At 44.1% G+C, this 21870-nt stretch carries 23 protein-coding genes; 12 read left to right on the forward strand and 11 right to left on the reverse strand.

Features of this window, described 5'->3' with window-relative positions; all coding sequences use genetic code 11:
• Positions 1–45 precede the first annotated feature (45 nt).
• Positions 46–1530: a sulfotransferase gene (locus L3V43_RS01725; protein WP_237115833.1), complete on the forward strand. Its 1485-nt coding sequence runs from the start codon at positions 46–48 to the stop codon at positions 1528–1530.
• Positions 1531–1594: 64 nt separating this feature from the next.
• Complete coding sequence (locus tag L3V43_RS01730) at positions 1595–2653, forward strand: hypothetical protein (protein ID WP_237115832.1); 1059 nt, start codon at positions 1595–1597, stop codon at positions 2651–2653.
• 6 nt (positions 2654–2659) lie between these two features.
• Here the strand turns inward: L3V43_RS01730 and L3V43_RS01735 are convergent, their stop codons facing one another.
• A complete protein-coding gene (locus tag L3V43_RS01735; RefSeq protein WP_102057285.1) occupies positions 2660–3241 on the reverse strand; it encodes a VTT domain-containing protein in 582 nt (193 codons plus the stop codon).
• A gap of 156 nt (positions 3242–3397) precedes the next feature.
• Between L3V43_RS01735 and L3V43_RS01740 the strand changes: the two genes are divergently transcribed.
• Positions 3398–3994 carry an ACP phosphodiesterase gene (locus L3V43_RS01740; RefSeq protein ID WP_237115831.1) on the forward strand — a complete coding sequence of 199 codons (597 nt, stop codon included), beginning with the start codon at positions 3398–3400 and terminating at the stop codon, positions 3992–3994.
• A 173-nt stretch (positions 3995–4167) separates the two neighbouring features.
• Here L3V43_RS01740 and L3V43_RS01745 read toward each other — a convergent pair whose 3' ends face one another.
• The gene (locus tag L3V43_RS01745) at positions 4168–5613 is read right to left on the reverse strand and encodes a serine hydrolase domain-containing protein (RefSeq protein WP_237115830.1); all 1446 of its coding nucleotides are present in this window, start codon (positions 5611–5613) and stop codon (positions 4168–4170) included.
• A gap of 104 nt (positions 5614–5717) precedes the next feature.
• Positions 5718–6101 (reverse strand): rhodanese-like domain-containing protein, encoded by a 384-nt coding sequence (locus tag L3V43_RS01750; protein WP_010606234.1) that lies wholly within the window; start codon positions 6099–6101, stop codon positions 5718–5720.
• Between the two features lie 232 nt (positions 6102–6333).
• On the opposite strand from L3V43_RS01750, the gene L3V43_RS01755 reads away from it, so the two are divergent.
• The gene (locus L3V43_RS01755) at positions 6334–7215 is read left to right on the forward strand and encodes a LysR family transcriptional regulator (RefSeq protein ID WP_237115829.1); all 882 of its coding nucleotides are present in this window, start codon (positions 6334–6336) and stop codon (positions 7213–7215) included.
• Here L3V43_RS01755 and L3V43_RS01760 read toward each other — a convergent pair.
• Positions 7193–7579: an MmcQ/YjbR family DNA-binding protein gene (locus tag L3V43_RS01760; RefSeq protein ID WP_010606232.1), complete on the reverse strand. Its 387-nt coding sequence runs from the start codon at positions 7577–7579 to the stop codon at positions 7193–7195. The two genes, L3V43_RS01755 and L3V43_RS01760, sit on opposite strands and share 23 nt — an antisense overlap.
• Positions 7580–7711: 132 nt before the next feature.
• Positions 7712–8722, reverse strand: coding sequence for a hypothetical protein (locus tag L3V43_RS01765; protein WP_237115828.1), 1011 nt, complete (start codon positions 8720–8722; stop codon positions 7712–7714).
• Between the two features lie 160 nt (positions 8723–8882).
• On the opposite strand from L3V43_RS01765, the gene L3V43_RS01770 reads away from it, so the two are divergent.
• The 4 genes from L3V43_RS01770 to L3V43_RS01785 all read left to right on the forward strand — a co-directional run bounded on the left by L3V43_RS01770 (position 8883) and on the right by L3V43_RS01785 (position 11239).
• Entirely contained in the window at positions 8883–9200 is a 318-nt protein-coding gene (locus L3V43_RS01770; RefSeq protein ID WP_235366587.1) for a hypothetical protein, read from the forward strand.
• Positions 9201–9232: 32 nt separating this feature from the next.
• Positions 9233–9967: a YafY family protein gene (locus L3V43_RS01775; RefSeq protein WP_237115827.1), complete on the forward strand. Its 735-nt coding sequence runs from the start codon at positions 9233–9235 to the stop codon at positions 9965–9967.
• A 117-nt stretch (positions 9968–10084) separates the two neighbouring features.
• Entirely contained in the window at positions 10085–10639 is a 555-nt protein-coding gene (locus tag L3V43_RS01780; protein WP_102057291.1) for a hypothetical protein, read from the forward strand.
• Between the two features lie 312 nt (positions 10640–10951).
• Positions 10952–11239, forward strand: a complete 288-nt coding sequence (locus L3V43_RS01785; protein ID WP_010606223.1) for a hypothetical protein — start codon at positions 10952–10954, stop codon at positions 11237–11239.
• A gap of 128 nt (positions 11240–11367) precedes the next feature.
• Here the strand turns inward: L3V43_RS01785 and L3V43_RS01790 are convergent, their stop codons facing one another.
• Positions 11368–12324, reverse strand: a complete 957-nt coding sequence (locus L3V43_RS01790; RefSeq protein WP_237115826.1) for a helix-turn-helix domain-containing protein — start codon at positions 12322–12324, stop codon at positions 11368–11370.
• Positions 12325–12418: 94 nt separating this feature from the next.
• Here L3V43_RS01790 and L3V43_RS01795 point away from each other — a divergent pair, with 94 nt between their 5' ends.
• Both L3V43_RS01795 and L3V43_RS01800 read left to right on the forward strand, forming a co-directional pair.
• Complete coding sequence (locus L3V43_RS01795) at positions 12419–12826, forward strand: MAPEG family protein (RefSeq protein WP_237115825.1); 408 nt, start codon at positions 12419–12421, stop codon at positions 12824–12826.
• 180 nt (positions 12827–13006) lie between these two features.
• The gene (locus L3V43_RS01800; protein ID WP_237115824.1) at positions 13007–14488 is read left to right on the forward strand and encodes a diguanylate cyclase; all 1482 of its coding nucleotides are present in this window, start codon (positions 13007–13009) and stop codon (positions 14486–14488) included.
• A 3-nt stretch (positions 14489–14491) separates the two neighbouring features.
• Here the strand turns inward: L3V43_RS01800 and L3V43_RS01805 are convergent, their stop codons facing one another.
• On the reverse strand, positions 14492–14674 hold the full coding sequence (locus tag L3V43_RS01805) for a ribosome alternative rescue factor ArfA (RefSeq protein ID WP_010606219.1): 183 nt from the start codon (positions 14672–14674) through the stop codon (positions 14492–14494).
• A gap of 212 nt (positions 14675–14886) precedes the next feature.
• Here L3V43_RS01805 and L3V43_RS01810 point away from each other — a divergent pair, with 212 nt between their 5' ends.
• Together L3V43_RS01810 and L3V43_RS01815 are read left to right on the forward strand one after the other, a co-directional pair.
• Entirely contained in the window at positions 14887–15894 is a 1008-nt protein-coding gene (locus L3V43_RS01810) for an alpha/beta hydrolase (RefSeq protein WP_102057293.1), read from the forward strand.
• 249 nt (positions 15895–16143) lie between these two features.
• Entirely contained in the window at positions 16144–17688 is a 1545-nt protein-coding gene (locus L3V43_RS01815; RefSeq protein WP_102057294.1) for a basic secretory protein-like protein, read from the forward strand.
• An 87-nt stretch (positions 17689–17775) separates the two neighbouring features.
• On the opposite strand, the gene L3V43_RS01820 is transcribed toward L3V43_RS01815, so the two are convergent.
• The 4 genes from L3V43_RS01820 to oadA all read right to left on the reverse strand — a co-directional run bounded on the left by L3V43_RS01820 (position 17776) and on the right by oadA (position 21868).
• Positions 17776–18093, reverse strand: a complete 318-nt coding sequence (locus L3V43_RS01820; protein WP_010606216.1) for a hypothetical protein — start codon at positions 18091–18093, stop codon at positions 17776–17778.
• Between the two features lie 9 nt (positions 18094–18102).
• Positions 18103–18825, reverse strand: a complete 723-nt coding sequence (gene bla, locus L3V43_RS01825) for a subclass B1 metallo-beta-lactamase (RefSeq protein ID WP_235366582.1) — start codon at positions 18823–18825, stop codon at positions 18103–18105.
• Between the two features lie 120 nt (positions 18826–18945).
• Positions 18946–20076 carry a sodium ion-translocating decarboxylase subunit beta gene (locus L3V43_RS01830; RefSeq protein ID WP_010606214.1) on the reverse strand — a complete coding sequence of 377 codons (1131 nt, stop codon included), beginning with the start codon at positions 20074–20076 and terminating at the stop codon, positions 18946–18948.
• Positions 20077–20086: 10 nt separating this feature from the next.
• The gene (gene oadA / locus L3V43_RS01835) at positions 20087–21868 is read right to left on the reverse strand and encodes a sodium-extruding oxaloacetate decarboxylase subunit alpha (RefSeq protein WP_237115823.1); all 1782 of its coding nucleotides are present in this window, start codon (positions 21866–21868) and stop codon (positions 20087–20089) included.
• Positions 21869–21870: the final 2 nt, after the last annotated feature.

Genomic DNA, 21870 nt, shown 5'->3' on the forward strand with positions numbered 1-21870 from the left:
AACTAAAATAGAGAGTGAAGTTACCTTCACTCTCTTTACGTTGCGATGACATCATACAATCAGATCCAAAGCTATATTCAACAGCGTCAATTTCAAGCGGCGCATCACGCATTAGTCGCTCGCATTAATACCAATGCCAACGATCACCACACGTACGCCTTATTGGCCGAATTGAATATCGCTCTCGGTAACCTCAGCAAAGCACTAAAAATTTACGACAAGTGCCTAAGTTTATTTCCCTGCGCACTTTACTCCCTAAGTGCTGCCAAACTTGCGCTTTTTACCCAAGCACCATTAGTGGCAAAGCGCTATATTCTGCATTTACTAGGTAACACACAATTGTCGGGGTCAGAGCACGATACCCTCGCAAATATCTTACTGAGATTAAACCAATATACTGACGCTGGTTGGCATTTTAACCATGCCTATACACGCTCACCACACAGTCCTGAAATCGCGCTCAACTATGCAATGCATTTAAAGATGTCTGGTGAATTAGCACAAGCGCGGACGCTGCTTGCCTCTTTAGTGCAAGCAAACCCAAGTAATGCAAAGTGCCAGTTAGCCTACTCAGAGCTTACTCCTGTAGAATTAGCATCGACTCGCATCGCTCAGTTAGCAACTGAAATAACAGCGCAAACTACACCACTTGCATTACAGCGGCTTCACCATGCACTGGCACTCGAATACGAAAAGCAGGAAAATTATCCCAAGGCATGGCAAAGCTTTGTGGCCAGTAAACAAGCGGTCAGTGCTGAGGTTTCCTATTCATCTAAACAAATGATTGGCTATTTTCAAGCACTTGGCAAACTTCTAGACAAGCCTATTGATTTTGCTCCAGAGCAAACGTTTGCACCTGTATTTATCATTGGGCTACCACGCTCAGGCACCAGTTTAATGGAGCAGATCTTAGCGCAATTGTCGCTACAACCGCTGGGAGAAACCAGTGTATTGCCCCAAGCACTTAGGTTTTCTCGTGACTATAACAGCAATATTCAGCACATCAGCCACGCATATAAAGAGGCTAACGCCATTGGGCAATACCGTCTCTTCACCGCGCAGTCCTTTGCTGGTGCTCAACGTTTTATAGACAAACAACCATTTCATTTTTTCTTTATCGATTTGCTTGCAAAGGCGTTTCCACGCGCGAAATTTGTCGTGATGAAACGAGACAGAACAGATACTTGTATCGCAAACTTTCGTCAATTATATCAAACGAATAGCCCCTTTCATGGCTACTCATACCGGATGCAAGATATTCAAGCTATGTATGATAATGCTTATGCGTTTTTGCAAGATGCCGCACAAAAACATCCGACTCAAATTAAATTTGTGAATTATGAATCGCTGGTAGAAATGCCTCAGGCTGTGATGAAGGAAGTCTGTCAATTTCTCGAGTTGGATTGGCAAGACAATGCACTTCATTTTTATAAGCAGAGTTATTACTCAGCGACAGCCAGCAAAATGCAGATCAGACAACCATTGAACAATGCAAGTGTGGGCAAATATCGAAATGTATACCCAATATAGGAATATTGCCCCATTGCAGTGATGATGCTAACGTTAAGCAAAAGGAATACAAAACAATAACGATATGAAGCAACTATTCCCTACTCTCTGTTTCGCAACACTTGTGGCTTGTACACCGGTCGAAATAACAAAAACCGAGCGAGCACTCACACAAGCTCAACAACAAAGAGACATAGAAGCACAAGTACACGCGCTCAAGACACTCAGTGAATATGATAGCGCCACATGGCAAAGCTTATATCAAAAAACACAAAATGCCTCAGCTTTACTACTAGACGCACAAATTGCTTATGAAAACGCTGATATCGTTACGGCTCAGATAAAAGCCGCGCAATCAAAAGCACTTAACAATTCAGTGCAAGCGGATACATTGCTGCGCACCTTATCTGCCGACTATCCTCTGACGGAGCTGATTGATACATTGGTAAAGTTACATTCTGCATCAAACCGGCATGAAATTGCACTCACGAGCTTCTTTAACCAACCTCCTAGTAAATGGAACATAATCGACGTCAATCAAAAATTGTCGCTGATCAACGCTCATATTCAAGCGATTCGAAAGCAGATTGCAGCTATTCCTGAAGGTAAAAAGCACAATGCAGTCTACCAAACTGTACTGACGGTGGCTGAATCTCAAATTGAACAACTAGGTAAGCAGGAAAGTTTGCTTTTGCGCAACCTTCAGCAGCAGTTAAGTACCATACATGCGGAGCAATTTATACAGCTTCATCACACAGTGACAGAGCAACTGAATAACTTTGAAGAACGAGTAGTAGCCTCAATGATCCGCCAAGATCAAAATAAATTAATTGAGACAATGCAGCACCAAAGTGAGCTGCTGTACAACATTGATCTCATGTTAAAGCAGACAGGCTCTGCAAGACATGCTGAGTTTGAGCTTTTTTACCTTGCTTATATTCAACTGCTGAATAAGTCCAAAGATTACAGAGGGTATGCTCGACAAGGGAAAGCAGCCCTCGCATTATTTGAGCGCGCCGGAGCCCCTAATAACTTTTATCAACAGTATCAAATGCTGGTGTCAGAGCCACTAACACTGAGCGATGATTTACTCGCTTTTGCACGCTCACAAAATGAATCAAAATTTTTGTATAGAAAATACTAGGCCCTACTAGCGACTAGTTATCCACCATGCGAGCAGCACAATTGCCGTTGTGAGAATAACGGCTTTTATTTTATGTTGTTTAATTAGCTTTTCAGCCTGATCACCAGCAAAGTAAACGACCGCCGCCAAGCCAAAATAACGTAGTGAACGGGCAATACAAGTTGCAATTAGAAATTGTAATAGTGAAAACTTTGTGGCGCCAGCTGCTAACATGGCAATCTGAAAAGGTACTGGCGCAATACCTAAGGTCAACACAAACCAAAATCCCTGACTTTGCATCTGCGCTTTCACTTGCTCAAACTGAGACTGGCTCGACAGCAGCTCAATAGCGGAATCCCCCACTGCATCAAATAAATAGTAACCCAACGCATAACCAAATAAGGCACCAATCACACATCCAACCGTCGCCATTAGCGCAATTAGCCATAGTTTTTCTCGCCTTGCCTGCATTAGCGGCACCATCACAGCTTCAAGCGGAATAGGCACGATGGTTGACTCTAAAAAAGAGGCAACCGTGATCCCTTTGAGCATATTTTTTGATTCTACTAATCGCTTGGTCTTTTGCTTCAATTCAGCCGTTAGCGCCATCACACTTCCCCTGATGTTCTGAGTAATGGAGACAAGCATAGCCTAAGCTATGTTTCTCCTTCCTGAATTAAATGGTTATTCATATATGCTGGTATTTGTATGTGCGGACAAATGCGATACTCTGTTTTAGAGTGAATTATTGGGGGGGATGTTTCTGTGAATTATTTGGCGCATTTGTACTTTGCCAAACCAACTGCCGCATCGCACTTTGGCAACTTGCTCGGTGACTTTCAAAAAGGCGTGAATATACAAGTACTGCCCAAACCTGTGCAACTTGGTCTACAAACACATATGCAAGTCGATAAATTTACTGATAGCCACACGATAACAAAATCTGCTAAACAACTTTTTTCGCTCGCGCGTCGCCGCTTTGCAGGCATTGCACTGGATGTGTTATATGACCACTTTTTGATTAAGCACTGGCAGCAATATCACAGCACCTCGCTTGATGACTTTAAACGTCAGAGCTTTTCATTGCTGCACGATAACTTGCACATCATGCCTGCGCACATGCAACGAGTCGTTAGCGCAATGACACAAAATGATTGGTTTGCCACCTATAAATCCGTAGCTGGTGTGGGTCATGCACTCGATAACATCGCCCAACGTATTCGTTTTCAAAACCAATTTTCAGGCACTGAAGTGGATATAAAAGAGCACTACCACCAGCTTGAATCTGGATTTCAAACCTTTTTTCCGCAGTTGGTTGAGCACATAAGGCAGCAATCCATAGAGCACCAGAAAATAGAGTAAACTGTCGCCGTGTTACTCAATACCAACTCGATTGCAAGGTTGCCAGGAAGGGCTGCCCCGCGCTGGACACCTGTTCTTTGGCTGCTATCTAACCAGTCAAAACGGTACATAAACGCTAGGTGTATTTTATACCAATACCAGAGACAGACTACTCGTTGACGTGAAGTTTCCGATTAAATCCGCTCAAAACGATATAGGCCTCGCCAAATCACCGCGCTGATCTCACCTTTATCATTCGTTTCAATGGTGACATCCGCCCCCCCTTCAAGCTCAATCAGAGTGTCTTCCTCTGTAGCAACAAACGCCATCAGGTTGTCACGGGCCATATCTAAGACGTTAAATCGCGTCCCCTCTCGGGTGATTTTCATTTTAAACTGATGATCTTTCTCATAAGCATACAGACCTTCCAATTGCTTTGCGCGTGCCTCAGGTAATGTAATCGCGGTTATCTTTTTACTGCGTATAAAATTCCAGCCGTAATGTTCGCTGATGGCAATGCGAAGCTCACCAAATACGGTACTCGCTGAGTCGCCATTGGACATCAACACCATACCCTCATCTTTTTCCACAAATGCTTCAAAACGATTGCTAAAGCCTTTATTTTTACCACCATGGGTGAAAACAAGCCCTTGCTCTCGCTGTTCAAGCTCTGGTCCCAAACCCCATACGTCATGATGAACTTCAAGCATTTGCTTCGCCAGCTCTGGTGTGATGGGCCCCACGGTATTGCCTGCATACGCTTGTTGTACGGCCATAATATATTTAGCGAGATCCACCGGAGTGGTCCAAAGGCCAGCCGCGGCTTGTTCTGGATAAACATGCCAGTCCCTTTCAACTTGCTCGCCTTTATCGTCAAACGCAGCACTGGCTTTTGACCATAGCGTTTTCGGTAATGGTTGCGCATAGGTACTATTGTGCATCCCTAGCGGAGTTAAAATTGCCTGTTGGACATACTCTTCAAATGGCATTTTTGTCACATCTGCCACGAGCAATTCCATTACCGTGTAACCACCGCCAGAATAGCGCCAAGCTTTACCTGGCAAAGTGTCAACCGTCACTAAGTCGGTATTGCCTTTACCCATTAAGACTTCAACGTCAGTTGGAATTTTACTACCACGCACGTAGCCCGGAAAACCATGTTGAGTGAGCCCCGAGGTGTGAGTCATTAACTGTCTCAAAGTAACAGGATTGGCTTTGGTAAATTCGTTCGTTGGTACTTTCCAAGAGGTGAGATATTGATTAACGTCAGCATCTAAATCGACTTTACCATCTTGTGCTAGCTTTAATACCGCAAGCGCTGCAACGGGCTTACTTATTGACCCTGCCTGAAACAGCGTTTCAGTAGTCACTTTTCGATTTTGCTTTTTATCTGCAATGCCAAAACCCTCAGCCCACACCACTTTACCATCTTTGATCACGGCAAGGCTTAAGCCCGGCAAATGCGTTTCTTGAAGACGCGTCTGCAAATCTACAGGTTTATATTTTTGGCCTTCTAACTGAACTCTAGGTAAAAGATTTTGTGCAACTTGTTGAACTTGATGTTGGGCCGAGTCAGTGGCGAAGGATGTCTGACTTAGCAAAGACGAGCAAAATATGGCGCAGTACAATAGTTTCGACATGATATTTCCCTTGTTATTATCGTTATTCACTCACTTTACACATTGATAAATGTGCCGTGAATGAATAACAGTATAATCATGAGATGAAGAAAAATGCACCTACATCAACTTTGAGCCTGAGACACTCGGCGATTAACGGGATAACGCTCGAAATCCTCCCAGTAATGAATTCCACCTATCATCTCTTTTACTTGATAGCCCATTTTTGCAAGCTTATACGCGGCCTTTGTCGCGCCATTACACCCAGGACCCCAACAATAAACCACGATTGGTGTGACCTTGTCATACTTAGCCATCGTCAGTTCGCTTATGTCTGCGCTTGGCATATTAACTGCGCCTTGAGCATGACTTTTGGCAAAGGCTTCATTCGACCTGACATCAAATAACACAAAATCCTGCTGCCCCGTTAACATCGCCTGATAAACATCAGCACAATCCGTTTCGCAAGCCAGCTTCATTGCAAAATACTGTGATACTTCTACTTTCATCTTCTAACTCCTATTTAAATACTCTGGGTCCTAAATAATCTGAGCTGCGGATAATTATTTAACCTGAGGTTTGGATAAGGAATGAGCTAGCTCAGGTTATTTAACCTCACCCGAGGTCAACTACGTTACGCACTTGATAGGCGTTAATGAATTCATATTTTTTGAAGGCGATGTTCATCATTTCAGAATAGGCAATCGCAGCAAGCTCATTTAAACTGGTGGTATTCAATACGTGATTGAGTTTAGTGCAATGGAGTTTTACCATTTAAGGTCGTTTGTTGCGGTTGCAGAGGCCCAAAACCTAACGGCAGCAGCGAAACGACTGTACACCACACCACCTGCTATCAGCGCCCATATCAAAGCGCTTGAGGAGGAACTCAATACAGTATTGTTTCATCGTTCTAGCAAAGGGATGCAGCTCACAGAGCAAGGTAAGATCTTGCTAGACAAAGCTAAGTTAACGCTTGCAAGTGCAAATGATTTAATGCACACCGCATCGCAAGCCAAAACACTGCTCACAGGCGAGTTCAGACTTGGCTTGAACCACCCTATTGGCACCTCGAGCGAACTTGGCACACTAATAAAAACCCTCAACCAGCACTTTCCAAGTCTTTCTTTTTCGCTGGAATTACTCTCAAGTGGTGTCATCGTCGACAAACTCAGTGATGGCCTACTTGATGGTGGGGTTATTTATGGCGAAGTACCTGCACATTTTAGCGCTGTACCGCTCACAGAAGTTGCAGTTACCACCGCTTATCCTGCATCTTGGCCTGTGCCATCACATAAAGCCGAATTAGCACAGATGACGTGGATACGTATGGGAAAAGGCTGCCCTTTTGATAAGCAACTTGATCAACAGCTAAGCGAAGTAAACTCGGTAAATATTAATGCTGCGGATGAGCGCTCCCGCTTGGCTTTAGTTAAGGCAGGGCTCGGCGTGAGTTTTATTGAAACCAACGCCATTGCAGATCAAGGAGCAGAAGTTGCCTTGTCTAGTTTGCTAGACTTTTTGCTCCCCGTACATTTTGTTGTGGCAAATCAAGCGCTCACAGAGCCTAAAGTGAACGCCGTGTACCAAGTCGTTTGTGCGTCTATTGATGCTGCGCAAGGATAATCCCCTGCTGCTTTTTCGGCATTTTTTCGACTACAAGGCGAAATGAGTTATCCATCATCCGCTCAAGTTCTCCTGTAGGAATGGAGCCATCGAGCACCACCGTGTTCCAGAGCTTTTTATTCATGTGGTAACCCGGTAACACCGCACTAAAAATATCTCGCAGCGCTTGCGCTTCATCAGGATCGCATTTGAGATTTACGCGCCAATGGGGATGCTCGTCATCTTCTTTGCCCATTTTACCAAGCGCCAACGTCGCGAACATTTTGTCTTTCACTTTATATACATCAACGCCTTCACCAAAAGGTTGACTTACGCTGGTATAGGGTTTTGCAAGCAAGTAGTCGTGTACTTGTTGATGATCCATCTTATTCTTCTGCCTTTAGGTTAATCGTTGCCGCTTAGTAGTAAAGCATAATACCAAGCGGCGTAGTAGCATAAATTACTCAACCTGAGGTTTGAATAAGAAATACGCTAACTCATTGTTTTGAAGCTCAGGTCACTCAGGTTGTGGCGCCTGTCCTTGCCAACTCCAACTTGGAAATAGTTCGCCATTCACGACGGCATTATTACCAGAAAACAGTGAGTGCGGCCTTTCTTTCGTTACCCAATTTGTCGCAGAGGAGTGCTCCAACTCAAAAACCACGTTCCCAAAGAAGCTGTAAGGCCCTGACAAGGTCGAGTTTCTATAAGCAGCAAACAAGGTTTGGCCGCCCATCATCAGTTCACCAACACTACTTTGCTGGTCGATTTCGGCGGCGCCTTTACTCCAGATCATTAATAGGTTTATATGCGACTGCCCATCTGCTAAAAAGTAGCCATTTCCAGCAACTTGTACTGCGTCGAACTGGTTCCCTTGGGTACTTCTAGCATTGGCGGTGTCAAACACATATGCTGTCATCGCCTGATTTCCGGCTACAAATTCAGCAAAAGCGCCCCCTGCTATTTTCACTTTGGCTTGGTTTAGATTACTTAAGTAAAGATTACTATTATCTGTCACGATATAGTGGTATTCAGGCTCAGTGCCTTGCACTTGAGTCGCGACATTATCCAATCTTGCCATTCCCTGCGCCGTTACCGTTACGCTACTTTGCTGAGCGGTGCTGACAAGCCCTAAGTTATTGAGCTTAACCGAACCAGACTCCACTAATACGGTCGGCTGCACGCCGTTTAGCGCCGCAGAGATAACATCTTGAGTATTATCAGACCCTGAAATGGTGATACCAGGTCTCGTGATCTTAATTGGGCCCTGACATTGTCCTTGAATAGCAAAGGTAATTTCATCGGCAGGCCAACTTACTTGCTCAACGGCACGTTTCAGTAAGCTGGGGTTAGTATGACAGTTGATAGCAAAAGTATACGACCCACTGATACTTTGTGATGCGACTTGCTTTGCCAAGACATACAGCCTTTTGACATCGCTGTCATTTATGTCCTTTGCAAAAACATGGGAAGCGCAGATAGCGGATGCAACTAAACTGGTTGCAAATATGCTTGTACTTAATTTCATTTCCTTATCCTTTACACGGTTAATCCTGCCAATTGCAGTACCCTAAATCCTAATACAGATCCTTTATTTTGCTAGGTGAAACTGTATATTTAAACACTACTGACACTCCCTGACACAACATCGTGATTTACTCTTTTCAAACTCAAAAAGGAGAAAGACCATGCAACAAAATGTCGTAGAGATTGTAAAATTTAAATTGGCTCTTGGTGCTACAGAGAGTGACATTATGGGTGTAAACCCAGCATTTACCGAGTGGGTTGAACAGCAACCTGGGTTACTATATCGTTCGTTGACTAAAGACAGTCAGACTGACGAGTATTTAGATATTATTTATTGGCAATCGATGGAGCATGCTAAAGCGGTTTCGGCACAATTCCCAACAACCGAAGTATGCCAAAAATTAACGCAATACATAGACAGCGAGAGTGTCACCATTAGTCACAGTAATGTGCTCTCTCAAACCCCATGTAGCGGTTAATCAATCTGAGATTTGAATAACAAGGAAAACTCGTGCATAAATCAGAACGTCTCTTTCAGTTAGTGGATCTGCTCAAGGGTCGACGATTAGCGGTTACCGCTAAGTCATTGGCCGATCACTTTACGGTATCTGAGCGTACGATTTATCGCGATATTCAGGACTTACAAAGTTCTGGCGTGCCAATTGAGGGGGAAGCAGGTGTCGGCTATATTATTGGTGACTACCCACTGCCCCCTATGATGTTTAGCTATGATGAACTCACCGCATTATTACTTGGCAGTAAAATGGTTGGAGCATGGACGGATCCCGAACTAAGCGCACATGCAAAAGCAGCCATTGCCAAAATAGAGGCCGTGCTACCCGCTCACCTCAAACAACAGCATGACCACTCCCCTTATTTGGTTTCGAGTTTTAAACACGGACCACAACAACAATCCTTTAGCGCTACACTCAGGCTCGCCATTGCGGCTAAGCAGTGTGTACAACTTGAATATCAAGACGTTGCAAAGCAACAAACCCAGCGTATTATCGAGCCTCTCGGATTGGTTTATTGGGGTGGAAAGTGGACGCTGGTCGCATTTTGTCAGCTCCGCAGTGATTACCGTGAATTTCGCTTGGACCGTATCACCGCGATACATAAAAGTAAGCTGACCTTTACCGTAAATCCTGATAAAAACCTCAATCATTATGTTGAATTAGTTAAAGCCAAATACGCCGAAGAAATTGCACAGCACCAATGGCAAGCGCCTGATAAAAGTAGCAACTAATTCTAAGCTCACTGCCCGATTCATATTTTGTTACTAATACTTGCGCATCTAAAATCAACCTTTTCAAACTGCACCGCGACTAATTTTGTAAATCAGACTTATTCCTTCGAGGTGCTTATGAAAACCACAAAATCAATACTCATTATTTCGGTAACACTAGCTTTGAGTGCCTGCATTGGCTACTCCAATGCAAATACAACCGAGCCGCAAACACAAGGCAGCTACCGGCTTATCGCTTACCAAGACTGTAACCCAATAATCAAACACACCATGGACGCCGAACAGGTGGCCGCATACAAAGCACTCAAAGCGGCAGAGCTTGATATCTCAGCTTCTGAGTTACCAATGAAAGATATTGAAGACAAGCTCGCACTGCTCAGCAAAGAAATGGAAGCCATTAGTAAAGAGGCGATACAAGAAGACGACGATCGACTTGTGATCAATAAAGCGCTACTGGCAAAACAAGAAGAGAAGGCCAAGCAGATTGAGGCAGTAATTGAAAGTCACGCAGCTAATTTTGATGCCATTGACGACTATGCCGAAAAAATCGAAGCCGCAGCAAATCGTTTTGATAAGGCGTTAAAACCCATAATCGGTGACTTAAAAGAGGTCAATATTAATATCATCGAACCCGGTGAAACCCCGAGTGCCCGTTGCCTCGCGTCAAGCTAAGCAAGTTGAACTGATTGAATGGAGGAAAATATTCCTCCAACTGTATTTGCTCATCACTTGCCTTACCATTTAGACAAATTGATATGGACTTTGACTGACAGGCGACTTTGAGCAAAATATGGCTACTTCATTAAATGCTTTATGCGTATTAGTTCACATATAAAGTATGTTATGTTTGTTCATGCTAGCCTCAGCTGTTTAGTTATTTAACAAATTAATTATGGCCTCGCTTTGTATTAAGCTAACCCACGAAAAAGAGAAGGCTAGCACAGTGTGGGAGTCATTATATCTATATATTTCGGAAGGTCGGCAGTGAATGATATTGAAAGGAATAAGTTAATCAAAACTAGCTGGGATTTGCATAGTTTGGTAGAAAGTAGCTACCTTGGCAATCCCGCTACCAAAGGCGATGAGGAATGGCTAGAAAAACAGCGTATTCTATTAGCTGACATGGCCATTCATTTATTACAAACGGCTATTCAGCCAGGTAACATAGAGCTTGATAAATTAAAAAATAATCTGCACTCGATTCTAACAATCACAGATCAATTTTTACCCCATTCAGGACTTAAAGAAGCAACAGAGAAACTTTACAAGTAAACATACAATACATGTCCAAGTTAGTATTGCCGTAGTTTGGTTTCCTGTAGTAGTCATGTTTTGCAGTTAACAATAGCGATAACAGCCGATGTTATTTATTGCACAAAGAGAAAGGTTAACACCCACTATTACGACCCTCTCACTCGATTAAGCGATTGGTTATAGTGCTTTTTGTATTGCTTCGCTAAAGCCTGACTGTCTTGGTAGCCAACCTGATTGGCTATCTGCTCCACACTCATATTAGTGCTATGCAATAGCTGTTTGGTGCGAACGAGTCGCGCAAGTCGCACGTACTCAAAAGGCGTCATACTCGTGTGCTGTTTAAAGCGTCGAATTAACGTACGCTCTGACATACAAGCATGTTTCGCAAGGCTCTGTAAGCTATGCGAAACATCGAGATTATCGCTGATATGATACTGTGCCTTAAGCAATTGCGCATCTCTATGTTGTAAAAAGCCACTGAGCTGCACAAACTCATTTTGACTCGCTTGCTCGTTTGGTATCGCCAGCCACGCGGCGATTGTTTTTGCCACTTCTGAACCCAGCACGTCGGTAATAAACCGCAGCATCAAGTGCAAGTAACTATGAGCTGCGCCCGCGGTATACACCATACCGCTTTGCTCTGTTACCTTTTGGCTGTTGGGCTTTAAAACGGGATAATATCGTGTAAAAAAAGGCGTAAGCCACCAGCTACACGTAAATTGTTTTTTATCCAACAATCCTGCTGTGGCTAAAAATGCGGTACCGCAACATCCGGCAAGTTGATAAGTCGCGGGATGAAATTCAATACCATGCTTGTTTAATTGTGCTTTGACTTGCTGGCATTGTTGCCACAACAAAGGCTCTGACGAAAAGTGACTGCCGAGCCAGATAACGACATCAGCACCAGCCAATGCGCTAAATTCAGCATGACAAACAAATTCTAAACCCTGACTACTCATCACCGACTTTTGCCCTGAAAGCGCAACCGTCTGCCAGCAAAACACCGCCTTACCAGCGACTTTGTTTGCCACGTTCAAAATATCAATCACACCAGTTAATGCGCTCGCAAACACATGTTCAGGACATAGCAAAATCACCTTCATGGCAATATCAAACCAAAATTAGTCATTATTGACACGATAAGTTAGCAATCAATCTAGTTAAAGTAAAACCTCTTTCAAACTCAGGAGCTTTACTATGTGGATCCATATTCCGATTTTATTTTTGCTTAGCCTAACGCTGCTATTATTTCTTCTGACCGCAACGAGTAGAATTCGCGCAGTCAAAAATGGTGATATTGCACTTCAAGATATTCGCTATGTTGAGAAACACGCCTTCCCCGAGCGCATAAGATTATTAGGTAATAGCTATGACAGCCAGTTTCAGCAACCAGTGTTATTTATCGCATTACTGATACTTTTGCATATTGAGCAAATGACGGGACAATTTTGGTTTGTGCTCAGCGCCGTGTTTGTCGCAGCAAGATATTGGCACAGCTACGAGCACATACTGGGCAGTAACTTACGGTTACGAACCCTAGCATTTGGATTAAGTAGCTTTTGCTTGTTTTTTGCCTGGTTTAGCTTCTTGTTCGATAGGATGTAAAAAGTCTCTGGTTAAAGGGATTTTACACTGGCTAAGTTACGTACAAGTTTGTTACATTAACTACAACAATAACCTTAGGTTTTGGTTGTGCTGCAGTCTAGGTTGAATGGCGTCAAAATACACAGCAACTTTAGTGGGAAGCTTACGCTCCTACTCGCTTTTATTTACGGCGCCGTATTTTTGTTTAGCCCCTCAATTTTTGCGCTTGATGACAATTGCTCGCTCACGACCGCTCACGACGACTCAATTTTGCTTACTATCAATACCACGTCTTATAGCAAAATTGAACGCGACAACAATACCGTCTCGATAGCCTGCAATTTACATGAAGACAGCGTTTTTTCATTTGTAGATGTTGGCCTTAATCACTATCAGTGGCGGGTCAATTCCCCGCTGCCCGTTAAGTTCTCACAGCCCGCATTTATCATTCCAAAAGGTAACTACACAGCAACCTTAAGCTTAAATTCTATGCAAATTCATACGCCAAGATTTAGGCTGATGAGCATGGGGAAATTTATTTGGGAAAGTCAAAAAACCAGCCTAGTCATGGGCGCATTTTATGGCCTTTGTTTTACCTTGATTTGCTATGTATTGATCATGGGTAGTCGCCTCAATGATCCTATATTTAGGCTTTACGGCGCTTATATCTTCTGCCTTTGTGGATTTGTATTATTCCAAGAAGGGCAATTAAATCTTTTTGTTTCATCTCAGTATAAGCCATTACTCAAACACGCATATTTACTTAGTATTGGTCTCACTGTGGTTTCGGCAACCTGGTTTATGTTGAGTATCCTACTTGTTGACAAACAGTGGCCAAAACTCGTGTTGTTACTTAAAAGTGCCGCGGGTATCGTGATGATCCTGAGCATACTTAAAATTCCCACTCAACAAGCACAAGTGTCTTACTTATTAAGCCAAATTATGGCCTATATCACCCTCGTTATTGTCGCCACTATCTTTGTGCTATCTGCTCTTCAAACCAAGCGTAAAATTGGCGAAGCAAGTTTGGTTTTTGCGGCACTGAGCCTAGTATTAGTCGGTATGGTATTTCGCGTGCTGTTAGTGGGATATAGCCCATTTATGCAGCGGTATGCACTTATTTTTGCGTTTGCCATTGAGTCTTTACTTCTTGCCGTTGCGGTATCTAAACGCATTGGACGGCTCAGACAGCAAAAGCAACAAGCTGAAAATGAAGCAAATTATGATCAATTGTGCGCCATTTTTAACCGTCGAGGCTGGTACAAACAAGCCAACGTACTAGTCGAGCAATTTAATAAACGTGGTGGTGTTTTGGCATTATTTTACATTGACTTAGATAAGTTTAAGTTGATTAATGACCAATTTGGTCACGATGCTGGAGATAAGGCGCTTGCCCATGTTGCGACGTTTTTGTCATCAAGTATCAGAAAACAAGATATTGTAGGACGCCTAGGTGGCGATGAGTTTGCAGCCCTGTGCTTATTTGACGACACACAGTCTGCAGAAGAAAAAGCACAACAGCTGCAACAACAGCTCAATACCTTGCAATTTAGTCATGGAAAACAAGAGGTAGCAATTCAAGGTAGTGTCGGGCGAGCATTTTCCCAACACCCGATAACAGATATCAGCGACTTAATCGCACAAGCTGACAAGCAAATGTATCAGCAAAAAACCTTATCTTAAAGCTTAGGCTGCCTTAAGGTAAGGCTCTTGGCCTTTGTGCTTTACGCTACGTTGATAACTACCTTTGCCTTTTTTGCTTTTTTCAACTTTCGCCTTAAACAACGGGCTGGTTACCAACGCTTTTAATGCGTTGTCTTTAATTTCACCACGCTGATGAGCATGCTGAAGTTTGCTTTTTTTAGTCATGACTTACTCCAAATAAGAATCATATAAATTGATAGTGTTGATGCATAATTTCAGACCATCAACAAGCGCGAATATTAACCTAAATGTTTTAAAGCGCAATGGCTTTTAGCAATAAATTTTCGTCTTTTTTGACTGCTATTTTAAAGTTAAGTTCATACCTACGCTCTATACTTAAATGCAGTCCTTTCAAGTCAAGCTAAACATTCGCGACAATGACCGATATCGAGATTGCAACCGGGATCAGCATACATTATCAGGACGAGGGGGTGCCTCACGCCCCCGTTATTATTTTGATAATGGGTCTTGGGGCACAAATGACGATTTGGCCCGATGAATTGTACTTTGGGCTAGTCAATAAAGGTTTTCGGGTGATCCGTTTTGATAATCGCGACACGGGATTGTCGAGCCACTTGGACCATTTAGGTTCACCGAGTGTGATAAAAACCATGCTGAGCAAAAAACTTCCTATTCGCGCTTCTGTTCCCTATACCCTAGAAGATATGGCCGAAGATGTTGTCGCTTTGATGGCAGGACTTAAGATTAAACGCGCCCACCTTGTTGGTGCTTCTATGGGCGGGATGATTGCACAAATCGTTGCTGCTAAGCATAAAAAGAAAGTGGCAAGTTTGACCTCAATTATGTCAACCTCAGCGTATCCCAAGTTTACCGCAGCAAATGTAAAAGTCATGCTGCAACTAGCAAAAGCACGGCCAAAGTCAGACTGCCACCAATCTGCTATTCAATACAATATAAAACTCAACCAGCTGATCGGCAGTCCTGCTTACCCTCAAGACGAAGGGACGCTACATCAACAAGCCAAACACAGTATTGAACGCGCGCATAACCCGCAAGGATTTAAGCGTCAGCTTGCAGCGATTGTCGCAAGCCAATGTCGCAAGCACACGCTGGCAAAGATAAAAACGCCTACACTTGTTATCCATGGTACCGACGACCCTATTTTCCCCGCGGCCGCTGGCCAGCAAACCGCCGCGACTATTCGCAAATCCAAACTAAAACTGGTCAATGGGATGGGTCATGACTTCCCTCCAATGCTCATGCAGAAGATTGCCAAATGGGTGGCAAAACACGTAACTAAAGCAGAGCGAAAGCGATTAAAAAAGAAACAGCGCAAACAAAATGCTGTCCAGGAGACTACAGATAAAAAAGTCCCGAAAAATCAATCAAACACGCCCCAACAAAACACAGTTCAAAATAAATAACATTCCCTAACATCACGCCCTGTAAAGCCTGAAAGTGCTAGCCTTCGCATCGTAATTCAACCTAAATCAGGAACACCAATTCTATCCTTATCGTTAAATTAAAGTAAATTTCCATTTGACAAACGCACATAAAAGCAACAACAATTAAACCGTTCCAAACTCATTTGGACGCCAAAATAAAAATAGCCATGGATACAACATCAACAGATATCTACCCACAAAAAGTGGAACGATACAAAAGAGGTCAACATGAACATCATTATAGCTAAAACGCGATTCCAACGTTCTTTTATAGCAGCCGCTTTAGTGAGCCTAGGCTTAAGCTCGGCGCACGCAAACAGCGATCTGACAACTGCCAATGCCGCTGCTATCAGCGTTTCAGGAGAAAACCAACCCTATGAGGGCAAAGTCAACGCATTTGATAATAACCACTACAGCAAATGGCTTACTTTTTCAGCTTCCGGTTGGATAAGTTATGCGTTTAGCGAAGCGGTGAATTTAACAGCTTACACCCTCACTTCTGCGAACGATGCGCCACAAAGAGATCCCAAAAATTGGACGCTTCAAGGCTCTCAAGACGGTCAAGTGTGGTTTACTATAGATTCGCAAAACAATCAAAGTTTTGCTTCGAGACATCAAACTAAGCAGTTCAATGTCAGTACCAATCAAGCGTACCGCTTTGTGCGCTTAAATGTCACCGCAACGCAAGGTGCCAATTTATTACAGCTTGCAGAAATCGAATTTATCGGTGCTCCGGCAAACGGTGGTACAACCTTGCCATTTAACCAAAATGGCAGCGTTACCCCTGGCCAATGGGCACATTTTGGGCCATTTACAAGCTCAGCTCCTATCACAGCAACCTTGACTGGCAGCGGTGATGCAGATCTATACCTAAAAGCAAATAGCCAACCGACCACCACAAGTTATGACTGCCAAAGTATCAATGATGCCAGCTCCAACGAGCGCTGCGATATAAGCTCAAATGCGCCGGTTTATGTTTCTGTATACGGTTTCCAAAGCGCCAATTATGAATTAGCCGTCAGTAGCGATAGCACACCACCAAACGACACGTGGCAACGTCCGGAAGTAAACTTTGTTGATGTAAATCCTGAAACACGAGGCTCAGCATTATTTAAACGGATCATACCAAACCCAGCTGCACACATGGCCGAACGCTGTGTGGATGTAGCAAAAGTGCTATACCGCGACGCCAGTGAATCCCAGCGTTTTAGAAAATTGCAGTTTGAGTTGAGAGCCAAAGATCATTGGGGTAAGGATTTCGTTGCCTATAAGATGGGGCAAGACGGTTCGGGTGAGATGACTATCGTCGTTAGCACCGCGCACTTAGAACGTATTTATCGCGATAATAATAACAACGATGCCGTGATCCGTGATGAAATCGACGGCATTTTATTCCACGAAGTCACCCATGGTTACAATAACTCGCCGCTGACTCATGACAGCTATGGTGATGGCAAGGCAAACTGGGCATACACCGAAGGTCTAGCTGATGCCGTGCGGATCGGTGCTGGTTTTCATAAGTCACGCTCACCAGATATCATCAACGCTAAACGCTGGCTTAGTGGCTACACCACAACTGGGTTTTTCTTGCATTACGTCAAACAACAGCACGACTCTGAGTTTATCTACAAGTTTAATAAAGCGGCGAAAGATATGGGTAATTATACCTGGTCATTTGATGCTGCATTTCAACATATCTTGGGCCGAAGTGTTGAAGATGTTTGGAACGAATATGTCGCCTTTATCCAAAATGGCGGACAGCTGGAGTATTAATTTTTAAAATAGTAACTCTGCCACGTAAAAGGGTCTAAGAAATTTCTCTGAGAAACTCCTCTATGAGACTCCTTTACGTGGTATTCGTTATTTTTGTAACGCCTGCTCGTGGGACATTGTTTTTAGTTTAATCGCGAGGCCACAGGAGAAGTAGATCTTCACCACTCCAACAATGATCAAATGAAAGTTTGGGTGGGAAAGCAAATCTAAGTCATAGATATAGGCTGCTTTTATTGGCGCGTCGCCATTTTCTATCATGGCGATTAGCCAATGATAGATTGCAATCCCCTCTTTGATAACCCCAAGCACTATCAAGGCTACGCCCGTTAAAAACAACAAGCGACAATACCACAGCGCAGTTTCTAAACCCGGACAGCGTAAATTACGAAATGGAATAAATTTCATGTCAGTCCTTTAGTTACCTTTTGATTGCTCGATTTTGATTAGCTTAACGGTATGGTGCAACAAAGATAAATCCCCTTCTTTACCATGCCCTGGAATAACCATGTTTGCTTCCGGATATCGGCTCAATACCTTGTGTATAGACGCTTGCCACTCATCAACCGAAGCATCCTCCAAGTTACCTAAATTTTTACTCACCACACTTTTCACAAAGCATCCTGCGAATAAAATCTTAGATTGTGGCAGCCACACGACAATATTATCTTTCGAGTGTCCTGCACCTGGGTAATAGGTTTCAACGACACCTGACTTTATTGCTGCTGAGGCTTGCGGCAAATTATGTGACGCGATAGCGCTGTGTTTTTGGGCTAATAGATGGTTAGTTTGGGCTGATGCATAGGTTGGGATCTGATGTTTATTTAATACCGCTAGGCCACCGCTTGCATCTTGATGATAATGCGTGACCACCGCCCCTTTAATATTGAGCTTGCGGTCCTCGGCCCACAATAGCAGTGCTTCTGTGTCTTGCTCGGTCCAAGGTGTATCAACAATGTAAGCATCTTGACCGTCGACCACAATCAGCCCAGAGCCTGCCACTAACCCCCAAGGTTCAACGTGTAGCGAAGATTCATGTTTATAAACATGCTCTGCTATCGGTGTTACCACTAAAGTCGATGTTTCCGTTGCAACTGTCACACAGGGTAACAAAAATAAGAAAGGAGCTAAAAACTTCATCTGAAGTTGTTCGTGTTAATTAAAAGTGACGAAAGACTATCAAGTTCAAGAATATAAAGTCCAGAAATAAAAATGCGCGGCAACCTAAAATCGCCACGCAAATGGTTGGAGAAGTGTAAATTAGCCTACCAGTGCAAGCAAAATACCAGCAGCAACCGCACTGCCTAATACACCCGCGACATTGGGGCCCATCGCATGCATCAGCAAGAAATTATGCGGATTGCTTTCAAGGCCAACCTTATTGACCACACGCGCCGCCATCGGGACTGCGGATACCCCAGCAGCGCCAACTAACGGATTAATGGGGGTATCACTAAATCTATTCATGGTTTTAGCCATTAATACACCTGCTGCGGTACCAATTCCAAATGCCACGGCACCTAGTGCTAAAATCCCCAACGTCTCAACCGTTAAGAATTGATCAGCTGCCAACTTTGAGCCCACCGCCAAACCGAGGAAAATGGTGGTGATATTAATCAACTCGTTTTGCGCCGTTTTACTCAAGCGGTCTACTACACCACACTCTTTCATCAAGTTACCCAAACAGAACATACCAACCAAAGGTGTTGCAGCAGGTAAAAACAGTATCGTTAGGCCCAGTACCGCCAGAGGAAATAGGATTTTTTCGGTTTTTGATACATGGCGTAGCTGTGGCATCGCAATCTGGCGCTCTTCTTGCGTCGTGAGTGCTTTCATGATTGGTGGTTGAATAATTGGCACCAACGCCATATACGAATAGGCTGCCACCGCAATTGCCCCTAGTAACTCTGGTGCAAGCTTAGACGCGAGGAAGATCGCAGTTGGACCATCTGCACCGCCAATAATGGCGATTGCAGAGGCGTCTTGCAGGGTAAATTCAAAACCCGGAATATAGTTCAGCAATATAGCCCCAAACAAGGTGGCAAAGATCCCAAATTGAGCTGCGGCACCAAGCAACAGCATCTTGGGGTTAGCTATCAAAGCACTAAAGTCCGTCATCGCACCCACCCCCATAAAGATCAGTAAGGGGAATACTCCGCTGTCTATACCTATGTAATACACGTAGTATAAAAGCCCACCAGGATCGGCAAGCCCAGCGACAGGAATATTCGTGAGTATGGCACCAAAGCCAATAGGCACCAATAGCAACGGCTCAAAGCCTTTGGCGATCGCAAGATACAAAAGTCCGCAGCCCACAGCCATCATGCAAAGTGCAGGCACGGTGAAGTTGGCAAGTCCTGTTGCTTGCCATAAATTAAGTAACCCTTCCATCACGACATCCTTATGCTAAAGACATGATGGCATCGCCAGCACTGACGGAGTCGCCTTCAGAGACGAGTAGCTCCGCGACTTGCCCACTGTGTGTTGCGCGCACCTCGGTTTCCATTTTCATGGCTTCCATGATGAGTACCACATCGCCTTCTTGCACCTCATCTCCTGCGCGCACCATAAGCTTAAAGATGTTGCCAGCAAGTGGCGCATTCAAAGTTTCACTGGAGCTTACCGAGGTTGACTGAGGAATAAGCTCACTGTCTTTGACTTGTACTTCTTGTAACTCTCCACCCGGCGCAACCATCACATCGTATACTTTGCCATCCACTTTTACGCTGTAACGCTCACTAGTTGATGACTTGGCTTTAGCAGGCGTCGCTGCAGCTTTTTGCTCTTTGCTTTCAACAAGCGTCGGTTTTGGCTCAAACGCATCTGGATTATTGCGATTTTTCAGGAATTTAAGGCCAATCTGCGGGAATAATGCATAGGTAAGCACATCATCAATAATCTCGTCGGCTAAGGTAATTTGCTCCTCTTTTGCCGTCGCGACTAACTCGCTTTGTAAACTATCCAGCTCAGGTTCAATTAAGTCTGCAGGACGGCAGGTAATAGGCTCTGCGCCTTCAAGCACGCGTTGTTGCAAAGCTTGGTCGACTTGCGCTGGTGTCGCTCCATATTCGCCTTTCAGCACGCCAGCAGTTTCTTTGGTTATAGACTTGTAACGCTCACCAGTAAGTACGTTTAATACCGCTTGCGTCCCGACAATCTGTGAGGTTGGTGTTACCAGCGGTAAGTAGCCAAGTTCTTTACGCACACTTGGAATTTCTTTTAGTACTGCGTCAAGCTTGTCACCTGCACCTTGCTCTCGCAGTTGATTTTCCATATTTGTTAACATGCCACCAGGCACTTGTGCAGATAGAATACGACCATCGACCCCTTTCAAGCTGCCCTCAAAAGCTGCATATTTCTTTCTCACTTCACGGAAATAGGCTGCAACCTCTTCAAGCTCAAGTAAGTCCAGCCCGGTATCACGTTCTGTGCCTTCCACAATCGCCGCGATAGTTTCTGTTGCGCTATGACCATAGGTCATACTCATCGAAGAAATCGCCGTATCGAGCATATCGATACCCGCATCTATGGCTTTTTGATAAGTTGCAGTACTGAGCCCTGTGGTTGCATGGCACTGCATTGCGATAGGAATAGAGACGGACGCTTTAAGCCCAGAGATTAACTTTTCGGCATCATAGGGTTTCAGTAATCCAGCCATGTCCTTGATACAAATGGAATGACAGCCTAAGTCTTCGAGCTGCTTGGCCTGCGTGAGCCACATTTCCAGCGTATGAACAGGGCTTACGGTGTACGAAATCGTGCCCTGCGCATGCGCGCCCACTTTGATGGCCGCTTTAATAGCCGTTTCTAAGTTGCGCACGTCGTTCATTGCATCGAATATTCTAAATACATCTACCCCGTTATGGTGGGCACGTTCAACAAACTTTTCGACAACATCATCAGCATAATGACGATAGCCCAATAGATTCTGACCACGCAGTAGCATTTGCTGTTTGGTTTTTGGCATTGCAGCTTTCAGTGCACGGATCCGCTCCCATGGATCTTCGCCTAAATAGCGAATACACGAGTCGAAGGTTGCTCCCCCCCATGATTCAACAGACCAGTAGCCCATATTGTCGAGCTTCTCAGCGATAGGAAGCATATCTTCCAAGCGCATTCTGGTGGCGAGTAATGACTGATGCGCATCGCGCAGCACTAATTCGGTTAGCTTTAACTGTGACATGC

It is taken from the genome of Pseudoalteromonas sp. L23, assembly GCF_021728455.1.
Classification (GTDB): Bacteria; Pseudomonadota; Gammaproteobacteria; order Enterobacterales; family Alteromonadaceae; genus Pseudoalteromonas.

Coding starts and splice junctions, on each gene's coding strand:
- L3V43_RS01725 (WP_237115833.1), top strand. CDS start 46: ATGACATCATACAATCAGATCCAAAGCTATATTCAACAGCGTCAATTT.
- L3V43_RS01730 (WP_237115832.1), top strand. CDS start 1,595: ATGAAGCAACTATTCCCTACTCTCTGTTTCGCAACACTTGTGGCTTGT.
- L3V43_RS01735 (WP_102057285.1), bottom strand. CDS start 3,241: ATGGCGCTAACGGCTGAATTGAAGCAAAAGACCAAGCGATTAGTAGAA.
- L3V43_RS01745 (WP_237115830.1), bottom strand. CDS start 5,613: ATGTCGAAACTATTGTACTGCGCCATATTTTGCTCGTCTTTGCTAAGT.
- L3V43_RS01750 (WP_010606234.1), bottom strand. CDS start 6,101: ATGAAAGTAGAAGTATCACAGTATTTTGCAATGAAGCTGGCTTGCGAA.
- L3V43_RS01760 (WP_010606232.1), bottom strand. CDS start 7,579: ATGGATCATCAACAAGTACACGACTACTTGCTTGCAAAACCCTATACC.
- L3V43_RS01765 (WP_237115828.1), bottom strand. CDS start 8,722: ATGAAATTAAGTACAAGCATATTTGCAACCAGTTTAGTTGCATCCGCT.
- L3V43_RS01770 (WP_235366587.1), top strand. CDS start 8,883: ATGCAACAAAATGTCGTAGAGATTGTAAAATTTAAATTGGCTCTTGGT.
- L3V43_RS01780 (WP_102057291.1), top strand. CDS start 10,085: ATGAAAACCACAAAATCAATACTCATTATTTCGGTAACACTAGCTTTG.
- L3V43_RS01790 (WP_237115826.1), bottom strand. CDS start 12,324: ATGAAGGTGATTTTGCTATGTCCTGAACATGTGTTTGCGAGCGCATTA.
- L3V43_RS01795 (WP_237115825.1), top strand. CDS start 12,419: ATGTGGATCCATATTCCGATTTTATTTTTGCTTAGCCTAACGCTGCTA.
- L3V43_RS01805 (WP_010606219.1), bottom strand. CDS start 14,674: ATGACTAAAAAAAGCAAACTTCAGCATGCTCATCAGCGTGGTGAAATT.
- L3V43_RS01810 (WP_102057293.1), top strand. CDS start 14,887: ATGACCGATATCGAGATTGCAACCGGGATCAGCATACATTATCAGGAC.
- L3V43_RS01815 (WP_102057294.1), top strand. CDS start 16,144: ATGAACATCATTATAGCTAAAACGCGATTCCAACGTTCTTTTATAGCA.
- L3V43_RS01820 (WP_010606216.1), bottom strand. CDS start 18,093: ATGAAATTTATTCCATTTCGTAATTTACGCTGTCCGGGTTTAGAAACT.
- bla (WP_235366582.1), bottom strand. CDS start 18,825: ATGAAGTTTTTAGCTCCTTTCTTATTTTTGTTACCCTGTGTGACAGTT.
- L3V43_RS01830 (WP_010606214.1), bottom strand. CDS start 20,076: ATGGAAGGGTTACTTAATTTATGGCAAGCAACAGGACTTGCCAACTTC.
- oadA (WP_237115823.1), bottom strand. CDS start 21,868: ATGTCACAGTTAAAGCTAACCGAATTAGTGCTGCGCGATGCGCATCAG.